The sequence below is a fragment of the Streptomyces sp. NPDC107575 genome (assembly GCF_055657265.1).
Map to the genome: position 1 here is coordinate 525,264 of NZ_JBVKBG010000005.1, position 21,038 is coordinate 546,301.

Here is a 21,038-nt window from a genome sequence, read left to right on the forward strand (position 1 = left end):
ACTTGACGCACCGTCATACATACGGCGCGGGTCTACGGAAAGACTGCGTTCATTGATGTACTTCTGCGCGTACACGGGTTGGTCCTGGGCAACCGAAGAAGACATGTCGTATCCGTACGACTCACAGGAGGCACGATGTCCACGCAGGCCGGCCGCCTGTCCGTGACCGAGCTGGCGCGGTGCGAGCACTGTGCGGTGCTGCGCGTGAGCGGGGAACTCGACCAGAACTGCGAGCAGTTCTTCCTCCGGGCGATCGGGACGCGGGTGCTGTCGGGGCACCGACATCTGGTGTTGGACGTCACGGCGCTCACGTTCTGCGACTCGCGCGGCCTCAACTGCCTGCTCGCCGCCCGCTGGCTGCTGCAGCGCCGCGAGGGCCTGCTCCTGCTGGCCGGACCCGGGCGGCGGCTGTCCGATCTGCTCAGCCAGACCGCCAGCAACGAGCTGCTGCCGTCGCATTCCACGGTGAGCGGCGCCCTGGAGGCCCTGCCCCGGCACCACCGCCCCGTCTGGCCGCCGCCCGTGCGCGGCGGCGAGGACGCCACCGCGCCACGGGCGGCCTGCGCGGCGGACGGGGACGGGGGCCACTGAGCGGGCCCCGGCCGGTCAGGCCGCGGCGGGCACGTCGCAGGGGCAGGGCAGGTACGCCAGGCCGAGTTCTCCGTCGACGGCGCGGCTGGTGCGGGTGGCGGCGTCGGCAACCTTCTCCCATGAGCCGTACTTGGCGTGGAGCTGGTCGGCCGTGGGGCCGAGCGGGTTGCCGTACTTCACCATGTTGCGCGCTTCGAGGACCCGGACCTCCTCCGGGGACATCCCGGCCCGGGTGATGTCCTTGGCGTCGTTGCGCATGTCGACCAGGCGGCGGGCGATCTCCTCCGGGGTGTGCCCCTCGGCGCGCATCGCGCACCGGACACGGTCCATGTCACCGATGAGGTCGAGGTAGCGCATGCGGATGTCGCGCTGTTCCACCCGCTCGTCGGGCGTGGAGCGGCGGATCTCGCAGACCACGGGTTCCGGACTCGTACACGCGCCGACGGCGGCCGGCTCCTGGGACAGCGGTGCCACGACGGCGGCGCCGCCGCAGGCCCCGGCGGCGCACGGAGCGGCCGACGCCGAGGGCGCGGCGACGAGGGTGGCGGACAGGGCGGTCGTCAGCGCGGTGGCGGCGACCAGGGCGGCACGCTGCAGGAGCCGGGCGGAGAAGGGGCGCGTAGTCATGCGGCCAGTCTTCGGTTCGGCCGTGAGCGGGGGCGGGTGGCGCGCCCGGGGGTCACACCTGTGGGCGAGCGAGGGCGGATCCCCTCCCGTCAGCGCGGCTGCTGGAGACCTCGCAGCAGCAGGTCGATCAGTCGGCGCGGGTCGTAATCGGTGTCGCTCTCGTGGCCGATGCAGAGGTTGCCGATGCCGCGCAACAGCTCGTAGGGCCGCGTGCCGGGCCGGATCTCGCCGGCCTCGACGGCGGCGTCCAGCAGTTCCTCGGCGACGGGCATCAGGCGGTCGATGAAGTACGAGTGCAGCGCGGCGAATCCGCTGCTCTCCGGCTCCAGCGTGTTGGCCAGGCCGTGCTTGGTGACCAGGAAGTCCACGAACAGGTCGACCCACGCGCGCAGCGCCTCGAACGGGGATCCGGCCCCGGCCAGCAGGCGCGGGCCCGCCTCCGCGCACTCCTCGACCTGGTGGCGGAAGACCGCGACCACGAGTTCCGCGCGGGTCGGGAAGTGCCGGTAGATGGTGCCCATGCCGACGCCGGCCTCGGCGGCGATCTGCCGCACCGGCGCGTCGACGCCGGAGGTCACGAACACCCGCGCCGCCGCGGCGAGCAGCTTCTCCTGGTTGCGCGCGGCGTCCGCCCGCTTGCCGCGGCCCGCTCCCCCGACCTGGCCTTCCGTGGTTTCCACGCGTTCCTCCCGAGGACTGCTCATCAGGGGGAAACCCTACTGTGCTTGCAAAAACGGAACAGCGCTCCGTAAGCTAAACGGAGCAACGTTCCGGAAAGTGCGCGGCGACCGCACCATGGTCGGCACGCGCCGCACCGCGAGAGGACCTGCCCCATGACCACCAAGCAGCAGCCCATCGGCTCCGGATTCACGCCCGCGGCGACGGCGGACGACGTCCTCGCCGGCATCGACCTGACCGGCAGGCACGCCGTCGTCACCGGCGGCCACGCCGGAATCGGCCGGGAGGTCACCCGCGCGCTCGCCGCCAGGGGCGCCGCGGTCACCGTCGCCGCCCGCGACCCGCGGCGCGCGGCCGACGCACTCGGCGAGGCCGGCGTCGAAGGGGTGGCGACCGGCCGCCTCGATCTGGCCGACCCGGCCTCCGTCACCGCCTTCGCCGACCGGTGGAACGCCACGGGCCGCCCCCTGCACATCCTCGTGAACTGCGCCGGCGTGGCCGCCCCCGCCACCCGCGAGGTCGAAGAACGCGGCTACGAGCTGCAGTTCGCCGTCAACCACCTGGGCCACTTCCAGCTCACCCTCGACCTGCTGCCCGCCCTGCGCGCCGCCCGCGGAGCCCGCGTCGTCAACGTCAGTTCCGGCGCGCACCGCATGTCCGGCATCCGCTGGGACGACGTCAACTTCGAGGCGGGCGACTACAGTCCGGGCCTCGCGTACGCGCAGTCGAAGTGCGCCAACGTCCTGTTCGGCGTCGAACTCGACCGCCGCCACGCCGCCGACGGCATCCGTGCCTTCTCGGCCCATCCCGGCGTCGTCGTCGGCACGGCGCTGAACAGCGCGGCGGGCGAGGAGGCACTGCGCGCCGAGGGCCTGATCGACGAGCGGGGCCGACCGGTCATCGACCCCGTCCTCGGGAAGAAGACCGCGGCGCAGGGCGCGGCGACGATCGTGTTCGGCGCCGCGCACCCGGCGCTCGCGGACATCGGTGGCGTCTATCTCAAGGACAGTGACATCGCTCTGCTGGACGACGAGGAACGTCCCCTGACCGCCGACAGCGTCCCGTCCGATGCCATGTCGCACTCCCTCGACCCCGACTCCGCGCGGCGGCTGTGGGAGCTGAGCGAGCGGATGCTGAAGGGGTGAGCCCGGAATAGGCATCGAGCACGCCGGGGTTGTCCCTCACATGTGGAGCAGCGAGCAACTCGACCTGGACGCCTATCTCGCCCGCCTGGAGTACGCGGGAGACCGTGCGCCCACCCTGGAGACGCTGCGGGCGCTGCAGCGCGCGCATGTGCTGGCTCTGCGGTGGGACACCTACGACTCGTTCCTGTACCGCGAGGTGCGGATCGATGTGCCGTCGGTCCAGGACAAGCTGGTGCGCCGGGGACGGGGCGGCTACTGCTACGAGCACACCGTGCTGTTCGCCGCCGCGCTGGAGGCGCTCGGCTTCCGGTTCACCGCCGTCTCCGCGCGGGTGCAGCTCGGCGCGGACTCCACCACGCCCCGCCCGCCGACGCACGCGATGCTGATCGTGGAGCTGGACGACAGGCGCTGGCTGGTTGACGTCGGTTTCGGCGCGAGCCCCCTGGAGCCGATCGAGCTGGTCGATGGCGCCAGCAGCGAGAGCGGGCCGTGGCCGTACCTGCTGCGCTGGCAGGTCATCACCCACGGCGCGGAGGGCTGGGCGGTGCACCAGCGCGGGGACGGCCCGGAGGGGCCGGAGGGCTGGACGGTGCGGCAGGTCTTCACCGAGAACCCGCAGTACCCCATCGACTACACGCTCGGGAACCACTTCGTGTCCACGCACGAGCGCTCGCCCTTCGTCACCCGCCCGTTCATCCAGCGGCTGCGCACGGACAGGTACGACACACTCGACGCGCTGGCGTGGAGGACGGAGCGGCCGGGGCAGGAGCCGGTGACCCGGACCGTGCTCCCGCACGAGGTGCCCAAGCTGTTGGACGACGTCTTCGACATCCGCATGGATCCCGAGGAGTCCGCACTCCTGGTGGCGCGGCTGACGGAACTCGACGCCGCCCGGAACCCGGCCCCGTAGTCCCACGGCATCGGCCCGGGCGGGCTCGCCCGGGCCGATGCCGGATGCCGGTCAGCGCGACATCGGGACCTCCGCGCGGGTGTCCTCCGCGTCGGTGTCCTTCGTGCCCCGCACCCACACCGAGCGCTGCGGGAAGGGCAGTTCGATGCCGGCCGCGTCCAGGGCCTCCTTGGTGCGGCGGCGCAGCTCGCGGGTGACCGCCCACTGCTTGAGCGGCGCGGTCTTCACGACGAGCCGCACCACGATGCCGTCGGCCTCGATGGACTGCACACCCCACACCGAGGGGTCCTCGAGCAGGACACCCTGGTAGTCCTCCTCCGAGCGCAGCGACATGCCGGTCTCCTCCAGCACGGCGAAGACCTTCTCGAGGTTGGAGTCGTACGCCACCGACACGTCGAGCACCGCGCGGGCCCACTCCTGGCTGTCGTTGCGGACGCGCATGATCTCGCCGTTGCGGATGTGCCACAGGCCGCCGTTGAGGTCACGGACCTGGGTGAGGCGGAGCCCGACGTGCTCGACCTCGCCGACGGCCTCGCCCAGGTCGACCGAGTCGCCGACGCCGTACTGGTCCTCGATCATGATGAGCATTCCGGCCAGGTAGTCGGCGACGAGGCTCTGCGCGCCGAAGCCGATTGCGAGGCCCACGACGCCGGCGCTGGCGAGCAGCGGGCCGAGCGCGATGCCGATCTGGTCGAGGATCATGGCGAGGCCCATGACCGAGATGACGATGGTCACGATGCTGCTGAGCACGGAGCCGATGGTGCGGGCCCGCTGCTCGCGCCGCTCCTGCGCACGGGAGGCATCACGCTGCAGCACCGCGGGACCGCGCGTGGTGCGCCGCGGCTCGCTGTCGTGCTCGTTGGCCTGCAGGACCCGGGTCACGGTCCGGGTGATGGCCCGCTGGGCGAGCGCCCGCACCAGGACGGCGCCGAGCACGATGAGCAGGATCCGCAGCGGCACACCGACGAACGTGCCGAGGTTGTCCCGCAGCCACTCGGGGGCGCTGGTCACCGGGTTTTCGCTGCTGAGCGCGTGGGACGTGAACGCGTCAAGGGATGACACGGGGGAAGCTCCGTTTCGTGGCAGGGCAAGGCGGTACGCGAGGAAGTACTCGGCGCCCGAACCTATTGAGCGGTCTCTGCCGAGGTCAAAGCGTCGGCCACGAATGTGGAGACCCCACGTGGAATGCGGTGGGCCGGTGCCGCCACGTGAACCCCGCGTTCACGCGAACGGGGCCTGAACCGGGGCGCCTAGCGCAGCGCGGTGGCGTTCGCCGGGGACCCCACGCCGCCCACGAGGTTCAGCGGCTTCACCGTCAACAGGCAGTCCCAGACGCCGTGTTGGCGGCTGTCGTGGGTGAGGGCGGTGAGGTTCCACAACTCGCCCAGCGGGAGGCCGAGTTTGGCGATGAGTTCCTGGTGCATCATGCCGGCGTCCTCGGGCGCGCTGTCCCGGAAGTCGCTGTCGGCCGCGACCGGGAGGACCTCGACCGCGAAGGTGTCGGTGGCCATGAGCGCGACGCGGTGGTCCCAGCACCACGCGGCGAACTCGCGGCTCTGCGTGAAGCCGGTGGCGCGGCGCTGGGCGCGGGTGGCGTCGCGCCGGTCGGCGCTCGCGGACAGGAACCACTCGGCCCACCCGGTGTGGACGAGGACCAGGTCGCCGGGTTCGACGGCACACCCCTGCGCCTCCAACGCCTCGTCGAGCAGGGAGGTGGGGAGGGCCGGGCCGGCGCTGTGGTCCAGGGGTGTGCCGCGGTCGCGCAGCAGGCCCTCCACATCGATCACGAGGCCGCGCCCTGCCAGCGGGTGCTCGGCCCACAACTGCACGCCCAGGGAGGGGGTTCCGGCCGCGATGTCGGCGTCGGGGACCCCGTTGTAGAAGCCGTGGCCGGAGGCGCGGCGGTGGCGCAGGCCGTCGATCTGGGTGGTGGCCTGGAGGTGGAAGTTGTCGAGGGAGTCGTCGCGGGCCTGCTCGTGCTTTGCGGTGATGTGGTGGTGCGGGACGCCGCGGGACTTGGCCATGGGCGGGTCGAAGGCGTTCAGGGCGTGATCGAGGTTGAAGGCGCTGCCCCGGCGGACGCAGTCGGTGGCGCGGCGGACCTGGTGCGGGCCCGCGAAGTTGGCCATGCCGCGTTCCGGTGTCGTCGGGAAGAGGTGCCAGCTGGAGCCGGCGGGCGCGTCGGTGCGCTCCGTGAGTTCCTGGTACGTGGGCAGTGGCACGGTGGGTGGCTTTCCGTCAGGGGCAGCGGGCCGCGATGGCGCCGGCCGCCCGGCGTACCTCGCTGATGAGGTGTGGGTGGTCGTCCTCGGTGAGTTCGGTGCTGGAGCCGGTGACGCTCAGGGCGCCGAGCACCTCGTCGGGGGTGCGGATCGGGGCGCTGACGGCCGCGACTCCCAGGGCTCGTTCGTTCAGCGAGAGGGCGTAGCCGTCCTCCCGGACGCGGCGCAGGTCGGCGGCGAGCTCGTCCGCGGTGACCTGCTCCCCCGCGATCCGGGTGAACGGGGTGGTCTCCTTGATGAAGGTGTCGAGTTCGGGCTCCGGAAGCCAGGCGGCCAGCGCCTTTCCGGCTCCGAGGTGGAGGGGGAGCTTCTCCCCGATGGGGAGTTGGTAGCGCAGCGGGTTGCGTCCCTCGACGCGTGCGATCAGCACGCGGGCCGAGGCGACGCGGACGTACAGGCTGGCCGCCAGGTGGGTGGTGGCGGCGAGTTCCTGGAGGACGGGGAGGGCGACCTGGCTGAGCCGGTTGGTGACCAGGAAGGCGTGGGCGGTGGCGAGGGATGCCGGGCCCGCGGTGTAGCCGGTGTCCTCCTTGGCCGCGTAGCCGCGGTCGACGAGCACGTTGAGGATCCGCTGCGCGGTGGCGACGTGCAGGCCCGCCCGGCGGGCGACCTCGCTCAGGCGCAGGGGCTGGCGGCTGTCCTCCAGTACGCCCAGGACGTCGAAGGCCCGGTCGAGGGAGCGCATGGTGGAGGAGGACTCGGCGGGCATGGGGGCGGCTCCTGGATCGTCGGTCGGCACACACGGTCCCGATAAGACTTATCAGCCCGCGAGTACCCGCCGTGCGTCAGGAGCCGATTGCCGGTCAGTGCGTGGTGGCGGAGGCGGCCGGCCGGGGCGCCTGGGCGTCCGCGCCGTCCTGCTGCTCGGCCTCCTGCTTCCCGTACGAGAGGGCGAACGAGAGCATGCCGCTGATGCTCGCCGCGACGCAGGTGGCCGGTCCGGCGTCGGCGGCGACGCCTTCCACCCAGGCGGCGTCGCCCAGGACCATGCCGAGGGCCTGGCCCAGGACGGTCACGGCGCCGCCGACGAGGAAGACGACGATGCTCAGCCGGAAGAGCGTTTGAAGGATGCGTTGGGCCGTGGGGTGGGTCATGAGCGGGCCTCCGGTTCGTGCGGGTCGGGGACGGTGTCAGACGGGGAGGACGCCGGTGGCCACCGCGGCGCCCACCAGGAGGATGGGCACGCAGTAGTACGTGGCCAGGGGCAGGAAGGTGCGGGCCGGGTCGATGCCGGCGATGCCGCTGGCGACGTAGATGGGTGCCCCGGACGGGGGCGAAGCCCCTTCCGTGGACGCGAAGATGAGCACCGCGACGCAGGCGGTGGCCGGGGGCACCCCGGCGCCGACCAGCGAGGTGACGGCGACGGGTCCGATGGCGGCCATCGTCGCGGACGCCGTCAGCGGGATGGCCACGCCGACGACGAGGACACCGACGATCAGCGCCATGACCCACTTCGGTGCCTCCACCCCGGCGAGCAGCTCGGTCAGTTGCTCGGGCAGCCCGAGCTCGCCCAGGACGTTGGAGGCGGAGAACGCCGCGACGATGGTGACGCCGATGACACCGAAGTGCGGGGCGGCGCCGCCGAGCACGTTCCACCACTCGCGGCCCGAGCGGGGCAGGTGGCGTCGGCCGAGGACGAGGACGGTGGCGATCAGGAGGACGGGGATCCAGGTGATGAGGCTGATGGCGTCCGAGAGTTCGAGCCCGACGTGGCTGTCGAGCGCGGCCCCGACGGGCCCCTTGGTCAGCGCCAGGGGGATCGCCATCGCCACGAACAGGAACAGGCTGGTCCAGCCGACACCGAGGCTGGTGCGCAGGGGCAGCAGGTCGGCGCGGTCGATGGGCTGCACCTTGTGGCGGCGCACCATGACGAACGCGGCGACGAGCCGGTACCCGAGACACCACAGGCCGCCGATGGCGAGCGGCAGGACGATGTCGTCGGTGGTGGCCAGCGAGGCGACACCTGCCGAGCCCATGAGGATGAACATGGTCGAGCTGAAGGGGAAGGTGACTCCCATGCCGGCGCCGCCCGCGGCGACGGTGGCCGCGAGTTCGCCGCTCACGTTCGACCGCTTCATCCACGGGATGGTGACCGAGCCGACCGCCGCGGTCACCGCCGCGCCGACGTGCGCGATGGCCCCGAAGAGTCCGGCCGCGACGGTCGAGGTGTAGACGGGGCCGCCGCGCAGCCTGCCGAGCACCGAGTTGAGGATGCCCAGGAGGTGGTCGAGGACCGGGGTGCGGGCGAGCAGATAGCTCATGAAGACGAAGGCGAGGGCCGCGAAGGTGACCTCCTCCTGCATCGCCTCGACAAGGCCGTCCCACATGACATGGGCGATGTCGCCGCCGGCGAACAGGCCGGTGACGAGGAAGCCGACGATGAGCGCCTCGCCGATGTTCCGCTTGAGGACGGCGTTCCACACGATGATGGCCGCGATGTAGCAGCCCAGTGCCCAGACGGCGATCACGATGTTCCTCCTGGCGTCGCCGCGGCCGCGGCGCGGATGTCGGTGCGCCGGCGCGCCTCTTCGGCCTCCACCTCGCGGGCGGCGGCCAGGACGGCCTGCGCACGCTCGGCGGGGACGACGGCCACGCCGTCGCCGTCGGCCGCGACGAGGTCCCCGGGCCTGCAGACGACTCCGCCGACGGCGACCGGGACCCCGACGTGGCCGGGACCGAACTTGTAGGGGCCTGCCGGAGTGACCGCACGCGCCCAGACGGGGAAGCCCATCTCGGCGAGCACCTCGACGTCGCGCGCGGCGCCGTCGAGCACCATGCCGACCACGCCACGGGCTCGGGCGCGCTCGGCGATCAGCTCTCCGACCAGGGCACGGGAGACATCCCCCTCCCCATTGACGACCATGATGTCACCCGGCTCGGCGATCTTGATGGCCTGGTGCAGCGCCTGGTTGTCACCGGCGCGAGTCCATACCGTGAGGGCGCGGCCGACGGTCCGGGCGCCGGGCCACAGCGCGCTGATGCCGGAGTCGAGGAGGCCGAGGCGGTCGGTGGCGTCGCCGATGTTCGCCGTGGCCAGGCCCTCGTATCCGGCGAGCAGTTCGGTGGTGACACGGGAGGTGTCGCGCAGCCCTTCCGGGCGCGCGGCCAAGGTGTGTACGTGGCCGATGGCATCGGCGAGGCGCGCGTCGAGGCCGAGTTCGCCGACGAGGTCCGCGGCGGCGGCGACCTCACGGGCCCGCCGCTCGCCGTGCTTGAGGGTGCCCTGGTAGAGCCGCTCCAGCGTGGCGTCGCCCTCCGCCAGCTCTCCCGCGACCTGCTGCCTGACCCACGCCTCGTCGCCGGCGGCGCGCCCCGCGTCCACGGCCTCGACGATGACGGCGCCGAGCCCCTTCATGAACAGACTGCGCAGCAGCTTGCGGGCCGACGCGGCACCGGGGTCGCTCCCGAGGTTCTCGACGGGCGCCCCCAGCGCGCCGAAGTGCTCGGCGACCGCGCCGGCACCCTCCCCGCTGGCCACGAGCGCGGTGCGGTGCCGGTGCTTCGGCACGGAGCCGATCACGGACACATCGGCGAACGCCGCGGACGAGGCGGCGCCGACGGCCGCGGCGATCCTCCGCTTCAGCTCCGGGGCGGCGGCGTTCATGTCCGCGTAGACCGCGGTCGCGGACAGCTGCGGGGCGGCCTCCTCCGCCACGGCGAGCGCGGCCTTCGCCCCGGTCAGGCCCAGCACGAGAGCGCTGCCCCGCACGGCCTCCGCGAGCGTCGCGGCCCGCTCGACGCCTTCCGGCGTGGGCACGTCGACCGGGTCGAAGCCGACGACCTGCCAGCCCTGTTCGACGAACCCGGCCGCATAGAGCGCGCCCGCTTCGCCCAGACCGATGATCCCTGCCTTCACCTGAACCTCTTCTCATAGAGTGATAAGCAATATCACTGTGCGCAGGAGGATGTTGCTTGGGCACGGCGGACACGTCAAGGGCCGAGAAATGATCGATCAAATGAGGCGGCAACGGGACACACCAAAAAGGCCGCAGGGCCGAGACACGCTCGGCCCTGCGGCGGGTGGTTCAGGTGGCTTCGGAGACTCAGGCCCCTTCGGCGGGCAGGAGCCTCCAGCGGCGTTCCGCGATCCTCTCGACTGCGGCGCGGGTGTAGGCGAGCGGGAAGTACCCGCCCTCGAGCCAGGGTTCGGCGAGGTCGCGGTAGTGCGGGTCGTCCGGATCGCCCGACTGGCCCGGGGTGTTGACCGCGACCGAGGAGTCCCAGTCGCCGACGTCCATGACGACCCGGAACGACGGGCCGCTGGTGTGCAGGAAGTCGCTGGTGCGGTACGTCGCCGCGTTGACGGTGTCCGGGGAGCCGCCGCTCGGCATCGGGCCGACGTCGAAGCGGGCCCGGTCCGCCTCGTCGAATGCGGCCGACGCCGGGTGCTGGAAGAGGCTGTGGTGCAGCTTGCCCCACTGCCACGCCCGCTCGTCGTCACCCAGCAGCTTGCGCACCTCGGCGTACGCCGTCCCGAGGGTGTCGAGCAGCAGCCGGTCGCGGGCCGCCGCGTCCTTCAGCCACCGGCCCGGCTTCTCCAACTCACCGAGCAGCACGAGGGTGTCGGCGTCCTCGATCAGCTCGGCGGCCTTCGGCACCGCGGCCCGCACGAATCCGGGCCCCAGGTGCCTGGAGAGCCACACCTCGAACAGGGCCGCCGGCGCCGAGTCGGGTGCTTCGACGGCGTCCCAGTCACCGAGCAGGCGCAGGGCGCGGCGGCGGTCGGGTTCGCTGCTGCGCAGCCCGGACAGGAGGGCGGTCAACCGGCGTGCGGGTATGGACAGTTGGTCGTGCTGCAGCTTCTGCGAGTCGGCGACGGTGTGCTGGTGCTGCTTCGAGAGGACCTCCACGATTCGCTGGTGCCGGAAGGGGTTGGTCCACTCGTAGCCGAGTCCCATGTCCTGGTACTCGGGCGGCAGATTGAACTGGTTGGCGGTGGCGATGAAGCCGGCGGCCGGATTGAGGGTCCGCGGCAGGTCGTCGCCCGAGTGGAAGCCGTCCCACTCGCAGCGGCCGTCGCCGGGCACCGGGAGCAGCCCGTCGTACCCGACGCGCTTGGGGGCGAGGCCGCCGGGGACCCAGCCGATGTTGCCCTCGACGTCGGCGTAGACCTGGTTCTCCGTCGGGGCGCCCCAGTTGCGCATGGCCTCGGTGAACTCGCGGTAGTTGCGCGCCCGCATGTAGGCGACACTGCCGAAGTACGGTGACGTGCCCGGGGCCAGCCACGCGGTGCGCACCGCGTAGGCGAGGTCGTGCTCCTCGTCGACGTGGATCACGGGGCCGTGCCGGGTGAAACTCAGCTCGACGGGACGGTCGTCCTCGCCCGCGACGGGAATCCGCTCGCGCAGCACCTTCATCGGCTCCCAGTCGCCCTGATACCGGTAGCGCGTGCGGTCGTCGGGGTCCAACTCGTAGACGTAGAGGTCCTCTTGGTCCATGGGGAAGATGGTGAGGCCGAAGGCGACGGTGCCGTTGTGCCCGATGGAGATGCCGGGCAGGGCGGGCTCCCCCGCGCCGATGACGTCGAGGCCGGGGGCGCTGAGGTGCGCGAGGTAGCGCAGGGACGGCGCCGAGTAGGAGCGGTGCGGGTCGTTGGCGAGGATCGGGCGGCCGGTGGCCGTGCGCTCGCCGGCGATCACCCAGTTGTTGGAGCCCTCGGTGGTGGCGTCGCGCACCACCGCCTGCCGTATCGCCCCTTCCTTGAACTCCACTTCCTGGGTGGCCAGTTCGAAGACCTCGAGCACGTCGTCGGGGAGCACGCAGGGGTCGAAGCCGTCCGGCACGGTCGCCTTGTGGTCCGGTTGCAGCCCCTGGCGCACCAGGTCGGCGTCCACCCCGGCGGCGCAGGCGACCTGGGCGCGCTTGACCTCGCTGGTCAGGTTGCGGGTCAGGCCGTGGCTGCGGATGCGGACGACGTCCTCGGGCTCCCAGCGGGCCGGCCGGTAGCCGAGGAGGCGGAATTCCTCGGGGAGTTGGTCGGGGTGGGCGTCCAGCCAGTCCACGTAGGCGTTGATCCCGGCGGTGAACCGCGTCGCGATGCTGCGCGCGTCCTCGGCGTAGCGCGCCCACTCGACGTCCATGTCGCCCCGGTACAGGAACAGCCGGGTGGCCCGGTCCTGCGCCACGTAGTCGGGCCCCAGCACGGAGGAGAGTTCACCGAGTCCCCGCCTGCGCCACAGGTCGATCTGGAAGAGGCGCTCGCGGGCGGCGTTGAAGCCCTGGGCGAGGAAGACGTCGTGCTCGTTGTCGGCGTAGATGTGCGGTACGCCGTAGCGGTCCTCGATCAGCTCGACCGGGGCCCGCAGGCCCGGCACCCGGTAGTCCCGCTCGGCGGCGGGAGCCGCGCTCGCGGCGCCCGCGGTCGAGGCCGTCACACCGACTCCGGCCGCTCCCGCGGCCGTCGCCGCCAGTACCTGTCGTCTGGAGAATCGCGCCTGCCCGGCATTCGCCACACCAGCCTCCTTCGTCGGTCGACCGCCCGGCACACCACCGCGCGTCAGTGCGCGGAAGATCCTTTGCACGGACGCCACGAGGCTAGGAGGAAGCGGAGCGCTGGACGAGGGGCGCGTCGTTTCGTTCATAGTGTTCGAGACGGGTTACCTGCCCCTCGGACACGCGAAAATCTATGTTCGCTGGAGTAGACATTGCCCCACGGCCCGGTTATGGTTTCTCCCGTAGCCAAAGAGAACGGAGGAGCGAGCGCCATCAGGATCGCCCGGGCGGAAAGTGGGAGCCCGGGTACCGCAGGACATCGATAGTGAGGTGGTCTCCGGTCAAGCAACCGCGATCCCCGCGGCCCCGACGGCAGTACGTCCGGGCAGGCGGAAACAGAAGGCCGGCGAAGTATCAGGACCGGCAGATGGTGTAGTAGTTCCTTCGGGGCCCTGGTGCCGTTCGGCACCAGGGCCCCTCGAGCATGTTCAACAGAGAGGTGCAAGTGACAGCAGACGACTCGTTCGGGCGTCTCGACGACGACGACTACCCCGCCTACACGATGGGCCGGGCCGCCGAAATGCTCGGCACCACCCAGGGCTTCCTGCGCGCCATCGGCGAAGCCCGCCTCATCACGCCGCTCCGCTCGGAAGGCGGCCATCGCCGCTTCTCCCGCTACCAGCTGCGCATCGCCGCGCGCGCCCGGGAGCTCGTCGACCAGGGGACGCCCATCGAGGCCGCCTGCCGCATCATCGTTCTGGAGGACCAGCTCGAGGAAGCGCAGCGGATCAACGCCGAATACCGCCGCACCGCCGCATCGGGGGACTCCGCGGCCGCGGTCGAGAACACCTGATACCTGAATGACAGTGGGGCCCGACCGTCGCGACGGTCGGGCCCCACTGTCATTCAGGTATCAGCACCCCTGCTCGCCCGTTCAGACGGGCGTGGTGGTGCCGAGCATCGCGGAGGCCCGCTCCAGCGGGTCGAGGGCGGGCACGGGCGCCGGCTCGGGGGCGGTGTGGCAGGTGAAGCCGAGCTTGGTCATGGCCCGCAGGACTTCGGCGGCGCTGAAGTCACGGCGGTCCTGGCGGGTGATGACCTGGCCGACCTGCTTGACGGGGTACTGACGGCGACCGATGGTCACGGTCTCACCGGTGGTCGGTTCGGGCTTGATGCCCTTCATCGATTCCAGCACGCCGTCCTTGGTGAGATCGAACGGGAAGCGGGCGATGACGCAGCGCATGGGTCCTCACAGGGGGTAGGGAAGAACGGTTCGGCCGGAGTGGGACGGGTTCAGCGGGAGAAAGCGAAGGCTGCCGACGCGGTGCTCTGCTCGTCGAGCATGTCGCGCAGGCAGACGCGGTCCGTATAGGCGGAACTGTCACGGACGGCGGCGAGTTCGGCCCGGGTGACCAGGCCGATGCCCTGGTCGTCCTGATCGCAGACGACCAGCCGGCCGGTGCGGGCGGCGGCCATGACGGACAGCGCCACCTCGACGCTCATGTCGTCACGGACCTGGGGACCGGACCGCTCCACCGGTCCGGCCACCGTCCGGTGCGCGGAGTCGGCGGTCGCCGGGCGGGACTGCATCTGAACCAGCGTCAAAAGGTGCCTCCTGGGGAGATGGGTCGGCTTCCGGATCGCGAAGGTGCTAGGGCCTACGGGCGGGGGCGCGCCGGTTCGCGGAAGTGGGGCGGCGGCGGCCTCGGGAGGAGCCGCCGCGCTTGGGGCGTTCGGCCGCCGGTGCGGCGATGACGACCGGGACACCGGACGGGGCCTGGGCGCCGGTGATCCGGTGCAGGGCCTCGTCGCCCGAGCGGACCGGGGTGGTCTGCGGCCGGATGCCCGCGTGGGACATGAGGCGGACCATGGCCCGGCGCTGGTGCGGGGTGACGAGTGTGACGACGCTGCCGGACTCACCGGCGCGAGCGGTGCGCCCGCCCCGGTGGAGGTAGTCCTTGTGGTCGGTCGGCGGGTCGACGTTGACGACGAGGTCCAGGTTGTCGACGTGGATGCCGCGCGCCGCGACATTGGTCGCGACCAGCACGCTGACATCTCCGGTCTTGAACTGCGTCAGCGTACGGGTGCGCTGCGGCTGGGACTTGCCGCCGTGCAGCGCGGCGGCCCGCACCCCGCTCTTGAGCAGATCCTGGGTGAGCCGGTCGACGGCGTGCTTGGTGTCGAGGAACATGATCACGCGGCCGTCGCGGGCGGCGATCTCCGTGGTGGCGGCGTGCTTGTCGGCGCCGTGCACGTGCAGCACGTGGTGCTCCATCGTCGTGACCGCACCGGCCGACGGGTCGACCGAGTGCACGACCGGGTCGCTCAGGTAGCGGCGCACCAGCAGGTCGACATTGCGGTCCAGGGTGGCGGAGAACAGCATTCGCTGCCCCTCCGGACGCACCTGGTCGAGCAGCGCGGTGACCTGCGGCATGAACCCCATGTCGGCCATCTGGTCGGCCTCGTCGAGCACCGTGATGCCGACCTGGTCGAGGCGGCAGTCGCCGCGGGCGATGAGGTCCTTGAGCCGGCCCGGGGTCGCGACGACGACCTCGGCCCCGCCCCGCAGCGCACTGGCCTGCCTGCCGATCGACATGCCGCCCACGACCGTGGCCGTGCGCAGCCTGAGGACGCGGGCGTACGGCGTCAGGGCATCCGTCACCTGCTGTGCCAGCTCGCGCGTCGGTACGAGGACCAGCCCCAGCGGCCGGCGGGGCTCGGCCCGCTGTCCCGCGGTGCGGGCGAGCAGCGCGAGGCCGAACGCGAGGGTCTTGCCGGAGCCGGTGCGCCCGCGGCCCAGGACGTCCCGGCCGACCAGGGCGTTCGGCAGGGTCGCGCCCTGGATCGGGAACGGTGCGCTCACGCCCTGCCTGCCGAGCTCGGCCAGCAACTGCTCGGGCATGCCGAGTTCGGTGAAGCTCTCGACGGCGGGCAGGGCGGGCGTGGTCGTCTCGGGGAGCGCGAACTCGCCCTGTACCGCGGCGGGCCGGCGGCCGTGACCGCGGGTACGGGCAGCACGGTCGTTTGTACGTGTGCGGTTCATGCGGAACCTTCCTCGATGCGGCGCATATCAAGGAATTCCCGCAGCGATGAGCGGCACAGAGAATTACAAGTATGGACCGATGGATAAAGCAAGCAGAGCCGACCGGCAGAAACCCACGCGGGTCCGGATGCTGAAATGCAGCTGGGGCCCGCACCCCGAAGGATGCGGGCCCCAGCTGCAAAAGTACGCGTCAGTGTCAGGCCTGAACGATGTTCTCGGCCGTCGGGCCCTTCTGGCCCTGGGCGATGTCGAAGGACACCTTCTGGCCCTCGAGCAGCTCACGGAAGCCCTGGGCGGCGATGTTCGAGTAGTGGGCGAAGACGTCGGCGCCGCCGCCGTCCTGCTCGATGAAGCCGAAGCCCTTTTCCGAGTTGAACCACTTCACGGTTCCAGTAGCCATGTCATATCTCCTTGGGGCAGTACATCGGAATCCGCACCGTGCGAACACCGTGTCGCCGCGATGATTGCCCCGACCGGAAAATGACCGGAAATACACGAGTGCCCCACCTGCGAGAGCAGGTCAGGCACTTGAAGTCTTGGGAACCACAACTGCAACTAGGACCGACAGTAGCACGCAAGAACAGCCTGCACCCACCACGGAATTTCGGTTTTTCCGCCCTTCCGAAAACTCTCACTGCATGGTCCGCAAAATCCTCATCGCGCGGACGCAGATATCGGGTCGCCCGAAGTGCAGGATTCGGCGGGTACGCCGCGCCACGCCCGTGGTAGACCGGAGCCCCCGTCGCGACCGATCAGGAGAAGCCCATGCGCCGCCTCGCCGTCTTCCTCGCCTCGTCCGGCGGTATGGACCCGGCACACACCGAACTGGCCGTCCACGTGGGCGCGGAGCTGGCCCGGCGCGGGATCGGACTCGTCTACGGGGGCGGCCGGCGCGGCCTGATGGGCGCCCTCGCGGACAGCACGCTGAAGGCCGGCGGCGAGGTCATCGGTGTCATGCCGCGCAGCATGGTCGAGCGGGAGTGGGCGCACGAGGGTGTGTCGCGGCTGCTCATGTGCGATTCGATGCACGAGCGGAAGGCGCTGATGGCCGATCACGCCGACGCCTTCGTCGCCCTGCCCGGGGGCCTCGGCACGCTGGAGGAGATCTTCGAGGTGTGGTCGTGGCGCCAGCTCGGCTTCCACGCCAAGCCCGTCGGCTTCCTGGACGCCGGGGGCTTCTGGTCGCCCCTGCTGGGCGCACTGCGGGGCATCGCGGACTCCGGCCTGCTTCCCTCGGCCACGCTGGACGACCTCGCCGTCGCCCCCGAACTGCCCGGCCTCCTCGAACTGCTCGAGGAGCGGATCCGGAACAGCCCGGAGCCCGCGCACGGGGAGAGCCTGCGCTAGCCCGGCCCGCCCGAGCAGTGCGCGGGCGCCGGTCTCACTCCGCCACCGGGAGCAGCACCACCCCGTCCTCGTCCGCGTGCAGGATGTCGCCGGGCCGGAACGTGACACCCCCGAAGGTCACCGGCACGTCCACCTCGCCCTTGCCCTCCTTGGCGCTCTTGCGCGGCGTGGAGCCGAGGGCCTGCACACCGACGGACGTGACACCGACGACGGCCGCGTCCCTGATCGCCCCGCGGATGACGAGTCCCGCCCAGCCGTTGTCCCGGGCCCGCGCCGCCATGAGGTCGCCGAGGAGCGCGGTGCGCAGTGAGGCGCCGCCGTCGACGACCACGACCGCCCCGTCCCCCGGCTCGTGGAGCAGCGCGTGCAGGACGGCGTTGTCCTCGTGCACGGACACGGTCCTGACCGGGCCCGTGAAGGAGCGGACCGCGCCGTACGAGGTGAACTGGACGTCGCAGACCCGGAGTTCGTCGCCGTACTCGTCGTACAGGTCGGCGGTGGGGGTCGGGATGCGCGTCGTGGACACGGGGCCTCCAGGCGGTGCGTACGGCGTGGGGCCGGACCCCTCTGGAGACCGGCACTGATATTGTTCCGGGTAACTTATCGATACAATCTCACCCGCGTCCAGGGGTATCCATAGGATGAGCCACCAGCAGCCCACTCCCTCACGACGAGCGCAGGAGCGATGTCCCGGCCCAACCTGACCACGTCCATGGCCACCCGTCTCGTGGATCTCATGCGCGGCGCCGGCCTGCGCGAGGGCGCCCACGTCACCGAGCAGTGGGCGGCGAACGAGCTGGACGTCTCGCGCACGCCGGTGCGCAAGGCGATGGCGTTCCTCACCGAGGTCGGCATCCTCGAGCGGATCCCCAACCGGGGCTTCTTCCTCACCCGGGACGCGGACGCCCTCGCCCGTCCCGACACGGGCGGGGACGAGGACGTCGAGCAGTCGGCGTACTTCGAGATCGCCGACGACTACGTGGGGGGCCGCTTCACCGGCGCGTTCACGGCCGCCGACATCGGCCGCCGCTACCGGCTCACGCCGCGCCAGACCGAGCGGGTGCTGTCGCAGATGGAGTCCGAGGACCTGGTGCGGCGCAAGGTCGGCGGCCGGGGCTGGGAGTTCCAGCACATGATGGCCACCGTCGACGCGCACGACCAGAGCTACCGGTTCCGGATGATCGTCGAGCCGGCCGCGCTGCTCGAACCCGGTTTCGCCGTCGACACCGAGGCCTTCGCGCTGCACCGCCGCCGCCAGGAGGCGCTGCTGCACGGGGACATCCTGCTGCTGCCGCGGGCCGAACTGTTCCAGGTCAACGCCTCGTTCCACGAGATGCTGGTCGGCTGTTCCGGCAACCAGTTCCTGCTCGACTCCGTACGCCGCCAGAACCGGCTGCGCCGCCTGCTCGAGTACCGCCACCAGCTGGACCGGGCCCGGGTCGCGGGCCAGGCCCGCGAACACCTGGAACTTCTCGACCTGTTGGAGAGCGGAAAGGTGGCGGAGGCGTCCGCGTTCCTGAGCGTGCACCTCGACAAGGTGCGGGCCAAGAAGACGGGGATCGACTCCCGCCGCTGACCTGACCTGTCCCCCACTTCCGCCCCACATTCCACCCCTTGCCCCTATCCGCCGTAACTGCCTTGAAGGGGGCGGCCGGTCGGCGTAGAACGCTGTCAAGGCGCAACGGGGGAAGGGCGAGCCCATGGGGGATGTGGGCAGGGTCGACGTACGCGGGGAAGTGAACGGGCAGGTTGTCGTCGGCCGCAACAACGTCGTCATCAATGCCGAACAGGGCGCGTACGTCGCCTACCGGCCCGATGGACCGCCACAGCTGCGGCTTCGGGCGCGACCGTATCCGGGCGGCTCCGCGCTGCGCGGGCAGGGCGAGGTGCCGCTCGGCCGTGACGGCGAACTCACCGCGATCGGCGGCTGGTTGAGCGCGGGCAGGCGGGTGCAGGTCTTCGGGCCGCCCGGCATCGGCAAGAGCGCGCTGTTGCGCCGCTGCAGCGCCGAACAGCTCGCGCTGGGCCGGCCCGTCCTCCATCTCCACGCCGCCGACAGAACGGTGGAGGACCTGCTCCAGGAGATCTTCCAGGCCTGCTACGAGCTTCCCGACGGCCGCCCCTGCGAGGGCTACAAACCCGAACCCGCCACCCTGCGGCAGCTGTTGGGCGCGCTGCACATGGTGCTCGTCGTCGACGACCTCCAGGTCTCCCCCGAGGACCTGGGCGCGCTGATCGAGGCGACACCCGGGTGCCGGCTGCTCACGGCCGCCGTGGACCGCGTCGAGCGGCCCGACGCCCGCCCGTTGCGCCTGGAGGGGCTGCACGAGCAGCATGCGCTCGCGCTGCTGGCCCGTGAGACGGGGCAGTATCCGACGGGGCCCGCGGCCGACGCGGCCCGGCATCTGATCGCGACCGTCCACGGGCACCCGCAGAGCATCCTGCAGGCAGCCGCCGCGTTCAACGCCGCGCAGCGACGGGGTGCCCACGGCGGCCCGCCCTGGCCGCCCGGGTTCTTCCCGGTCGACGACACCGCCCTCGCCGTCGGCACCGCGGCCCGCCTTTCGGAGCGGGCGGTCGGGCTGCTGCGGCCGCTGTGCGTCCTCGCCCCGCTGCCCTCGTCCCCCGTCCTGCTGGCGGCGCTCGGGGTGCGTCCCGATCCGGCGGCGCTCGCCGAACTCACCGCGCTCCGGCTGGTCGAGGTCGACGGCGAGAACCTCTGTCCCTGCGGGCCGTTCGCCGTGCTCGTCGCCCAGCAGGCCGGGGCGCTGCCCGGCGCCGCCCGACTCGCGCCCGCCCTCACCCACTGGCTGCGGACCCGCGCCACCCGGCAGGAGGCGTGCGCCGAGGCCGCGGCGATCCGGCGGGTCCTGGGGAATCTGGCCATGGTCGAGGACCACCGCGGCGTGCGGGACCTCGCCCGGGCCGCCGCCCCGCTGCTCGCGCTCTCGCTGCACTGGGGAGCGTGGGGGCAGGTCCTGCGCTACGGCAGGGCGGCGGCGCAGTTCCTGGGCGCCGTGGCGGACGAGTCGTACTTCGCCCACGAGGTGCACGTGCGCGTCGTCGCGCTGAGCACGGCGTCCTCGGGGCTCGTCGGCGGTGGCGGGGGCGTCGGATACGCGGCGGCGCATGCGGGTGGCGGCGGTGGCGGGGCCGGGGTTGGCGGTCAGGGAGTGCCGGGGCCCGGCCAGGGTGGCCCGGCCGCCCCGAGCGGCCCGCCCGGCGCGGGCAGTCCGGACGTGGTCGGCGCCGGATCACCGCACCCCCGGGGCTGGGGGCTGCACCGGGCGCGCCACGCCGTGCACCACACCGTCGCGGCCCACCCCGTCGGTGTCGGAGTCGGTGGCGCACTGGCGGCGGCGAGCGTGGCGTTCGGCACCGCCACCCTTGTCGGAGGCGCTCCGCCGGGCGCCATCCCCCTGCCCACGCCCACCTCCTCGCTCGGCACACAGTCCCTGAGCACGAGCCCCACCGAATCGGCCACCAGCCAGAGCCCGAGCCCGACGCAGGAGACGTCCCCGGTGACCACGACTCCCACCGGGCCGCGCGGCATCACGCCCATGCCGCGCTCGGACGGCTGTCCGCCGGTCGGGCTGCCCGCACGGGACTTCGGCGCCGTCCGGGTCGGTGAGACGAGGACCGAGACCGTCCACTTCACCTCGTGGCTCAAGTGCGACGACGAGCAGGCCCTGAGGTCCAGCGACCCCGCCAACTGGAAGACCGCCCTGACCTCGTGCCCGCCCGCGGGCGGCTCGCACGACTGCGTCTTCCAGGTCACCTTCGCCCCCACGAAACCCGGCTCCTACAAGGCGCTCGTCACCATGCCCGACGACGAGGGCGACAAGGACGTGTCGATGCCGGTGGCCGGGACGGCCGTCGTCGGCCCCACCGGTCCCGTCACCACCGACCCGCCCTCCCCGACGCCCCCTCCCACCCTGTCCAGCACGGAACCCCCCTCCGAGCCCGCCCCGGGCATCGACTGA

General features: G+C 71.9%; 21 protein-coding genes. 7 read left to right on the forward strand and 14 right to left on the reverse strand.

The annotated features are described in order from the left end of the window. Window positions 1-135 precede the first annotated feature (135 nt). The gene (locus ACZ7L4_RS27100; RefSeq protein ID WP_472106479.1) at window positions 136-591 is read left to right on the forward strand and encodes an STAS domain-containing protein; all 456 of its coding nucleotides are present in this window, start codon (window positions 136-138) and stop codon (window positions 589-591) included. A gap of 15 nt (window positions 592-606) precedes the next feature. Here ACZ7L4_RS27100 and ACZ7L4_RS27105 read toward each other — a convergent pair whose 3' ends face one another. Together ACZ7L4_RS27105 and ACZ7L4_RS27110 are read right to left on the reverse strand one after the other, a co-directional pair. Continuing rightward, entirely contained in the window at window positions 607-1,218 is a 612-nt protein-coding gene (locus ACZ7L4_RS27105) for a hypothetical protein (protein WP_472106481.1), read from the reverse strand. An 89-nt stretch (window positions 1,219-1,307) separates the two neighbouring features. Continuing rightward, window positions 1,308-1,898 carry a TetR/AcrR family transcriptional regulator gene (locus ACZ7L4_RS27110; protein WP_472106483.1) on the reverse strand — a complete coding sequence of 197 codons (591 nt, stop codon included), beginning with the start codon at window positions 1,896-1,898 and terminating at the stop codon, window positions 1,308-1,310. 153 nt (window positions 1,899-2,051) lie between these two features. On the opposite strand from ACZ7L4_RS27110, the gene ACZ7L4_RS27115 reads away from it, so the two are divergent. Beyond that, on the forward strand, window positions 2,052-3,041 hold the full coding sequence (locus ACZ7L4_RS27115) for an SDR family NAD(P)-dependent oxidoreductase (RefSeq protein ID WP_472106485.1): 990 nt from the start codon (window positions 2,052-2,054) through the stop codon (window positions 3,039-3,041). A gap of 40 nt (window positions 3,042-3,081) precedes the next feature. Next, window positions 3,082-3,951 carry an arylamine N-acetyltransferase family protein gene (locus ACZ7L4_RS27120; protein ID WP_472106487.1) on the forward strand — a complete coding sequence of 290 codons (870 nt, stop codon included), beginning with the start codon at window positions 3,082-3,084 and terminating at the stop codon, window positions 3,949-3,951. A gap of 51 nt (window positions 3,952-4,002) precedes the next feature. Here the strand turns inward: ACZ7L4_RS27120 and ACZ7L4_RS27125 are convergent, their stop codons facing one another. The 7 genes from ACZ7L4_RS27125 to ACZ7L4_RS27155 form a co-directional block, all read right to left on the reverse strand. Then, window positions 4,003-5,013: a mechanosensitive ion channel family protein gene (locus ACZ7L4_RS27125; RefSeq protein ID WP_472106489.1), complete on the reverse strand. Its 1,011-nt coding sequence runs from the start codon at window positions 5,011-5,013 to the stop codon at window positions 4,003-4,005. Between the two features lie 188 nt (window positions 5,014-5,201). Beyond that, entirely contained in the window at window positions 5,202-6,173 is a 972-nt protein-coding gene (locus ACZ7L4_RS27130; protein WP_472106491.1) for a cyclase family protein, read from the reverse strand. A gap of 16 nt (window positions 6,174-6,189) precedes the next feature. Then, entirely contained in the window at window positions 6,190-6,942 is a 753-nt protein-coding gene (locus ACZ7L4_RS27135; protein WP_472106493.1) for an IclR family transcriptional regulator, read from the reverse strand. A gap of 94 nt (window positions 6,943-7,036) precedes the next feature. Then, complete coding sequence (locus tag ACZ7L4_RS27140; RefSeq protein ID WP_472106494.1) at window positions 7,037-7,327, reverse strand: hypothetical protein; 291 nt, start codon at window positions 7,325-7,327, stop codon at window positions 7,037-7,039. Window positions 7,328-7,363: 36 nt separating this feature from the next. Further along, on the reverse strand, window positions 7,364-8,701 hold the full coding sequence (locus tag ACZ7L4_RS27145) for a TRAP transporter large permease subunit (RefSeq protein WP_472106496.1): 1,338 nt from the start codon (window positions 8,699-8,701) through the stop codon (window positions 7,364-7,366). Beyond that, window positions 8,698-10,089 carry an RraA family protein gene (locus tag ACZ7L4_RS27150; protein ID WP_472106497.1) on the reverse strand — a complete coding sequence of 464 codons (1,392 nt, stop codon included), beginning with the start codon at window positions 10,087-10,089 and terminating at the stop codon, window positions 8,698-8,700. The genes ACZ7L4_RS27145 and ACZ7L4_RS27150 overlap by 4 nt, the downstream gene beginning before the upstream one ends. A 187-nt stretch (window positions 10,090-10,276) precedes the next feature. Further along, a complete protein-coding gene (locus ACZ7L4_RS27155) occupies window positions 10,277-12,685 on the reverse strand; it encodes a penicillin acylase family protein (RefSeq protein ID WP_472106499.1) in 2,409 nt (802 codons plus the stop codon). Between the two features lie 485 nt (window positions 12,686-13,170). Between ACZ7L4_RS27155 and ACZ7L4_RS27160 the strand changes: the two genes are divergently transcribed. Then, window positions 13,171-13,518: a MerR family transcriptional regulator gene (locus ACZ7L4_RS27160; protein ID WP_472106501.1), complete on the forward strand. Its 348-nt coding sequence runs from the start codon at window positions 13,171-13,173 to the stop codon at window positions 13,516-13,518. Window positions 13,519-13,599: 81 nt separating this feature from the next. Here the strand turns inward: ACZ7L4_RS27160 and ACZ7L4_RS27165 are convergent, their stop codons facing one another. The 4 genes from ACZ7L4_RS27165 to ACZ7L4_RS27180 all read right to left on the reverse strand — a co-directional run bounded on the left by ACZ7L4_RS27165 (window position 13,600) and on the right by ACZ7L4_RS27180 (window position 16,108). Beyond that, entirely contained in the window at window positions 13,600-13,908 is a 309-nt protein-coding gene (locus ACZ7L4_RS27165; RefSeq protein ID WP_472106503.1) for an SCO5918 family protein, read from the reverse strand. Between the two features lie 50 nt (window positions 13,909-13,958). Then, window positions 13,959-14,270 (reverse strand): CBS domain-containing protein, encoded by a 312-nt coding sequence (locus ACZ7L4_RS27170; RefSeq protein WP_472106505.1) that lies wholly within the window; start codon window positions 14,268-14,270, stop codon window positions 13,959-13,961. 46 nt (window positions 14,271-14,316) lie between these two features. After that, window positions 14,317-15,708, reverse strand: coding sequence for a DEAD/DEAH box helicase (locus tag ACZ7L4_RS27175; protein ID WP_472106507.1), 1,392 nt, complete (start codon window positions 15,706-15,708; stop codon window positions 14,317-14,319). A gap of 196 nt (window positions 15,709-15,904) precedes the next feature. Further along, the gene (locus ACZ7L4_RS27180) at window positions 15,905-16,108 is read right to left on the reverse strand and encodes a cold-shock protein (protein ID WP_472106509.1); all 204 of its coding nucleotides are present in this window, start codon (window positions 16,106-16,108) and stop codon (window positions 15,905-15,907) included. A 365-nt stretch (window positions 16,109-16,473) separates the two neighbouring features. Here ACZ7L4_RS27180 and ACZ7L4_RS27185 point away from each other — a divergent pair, with 365 nt between their 5' ends. Further along, the gene (locus ACZ7L4_RS27185) at window positions 16,474-17,055 is read left to right on the forward strand and encodes an LOG family protein (RefSeq protein WP_472106511.1); all 582 of its coding nucleotides are present in this window, start codon (window positions 16,474-16,476) and stop codon (window positions 17,053-17,055) included. A 34-nt stretch (window positions 17,056-17,089) separates the two neighbouring features. Here the strand turns inward: ACZ7L4_RS27185 and rraA are convergent, their stop codons facing one another. After that, window positions 17,090-17,581: a ribonuclease E activity regulator RraA gene (rraA, locus tag ACZ7L4_RS27190; RefSeq protein WP_472106513.1), complete on the reverse strand. Its 492-nt coding sequence runs from the start codon at window positions 17,579-17,581 to the stop codon at window positions 17,090-17,092. Window positions 17,582-17,740: 159 nt separating this feature from the next. Here rraA and ACZ7L4_RS27195 point away from each other — a divergent pair, with 159 nt between their 5' ends. Continuing rightward, window positions 17,741-18,631, forward strand: a complete 891-nt coding sequence (locus tag ACZ7L4_RS27195; RefSeq protein ID WP_472106515.1) for an FCD domain-containing protein — start codon at window positions 17,741-17,743, stop codon at window positions 18,629-18,631. Window positions 18,632-18,755: 124 nt separating this feature from the next. Beyond that, window positions 18,756-21,038: an ATP-binding protein gene (locus ACZ7L4_RS27200; protein ID WP_472106517.1), complete on the forward strand. Its 2,283-nt coding sequence runs from the start codon at window positions 18,756-18,758 to the stop codon at window positions 21,036-21,038.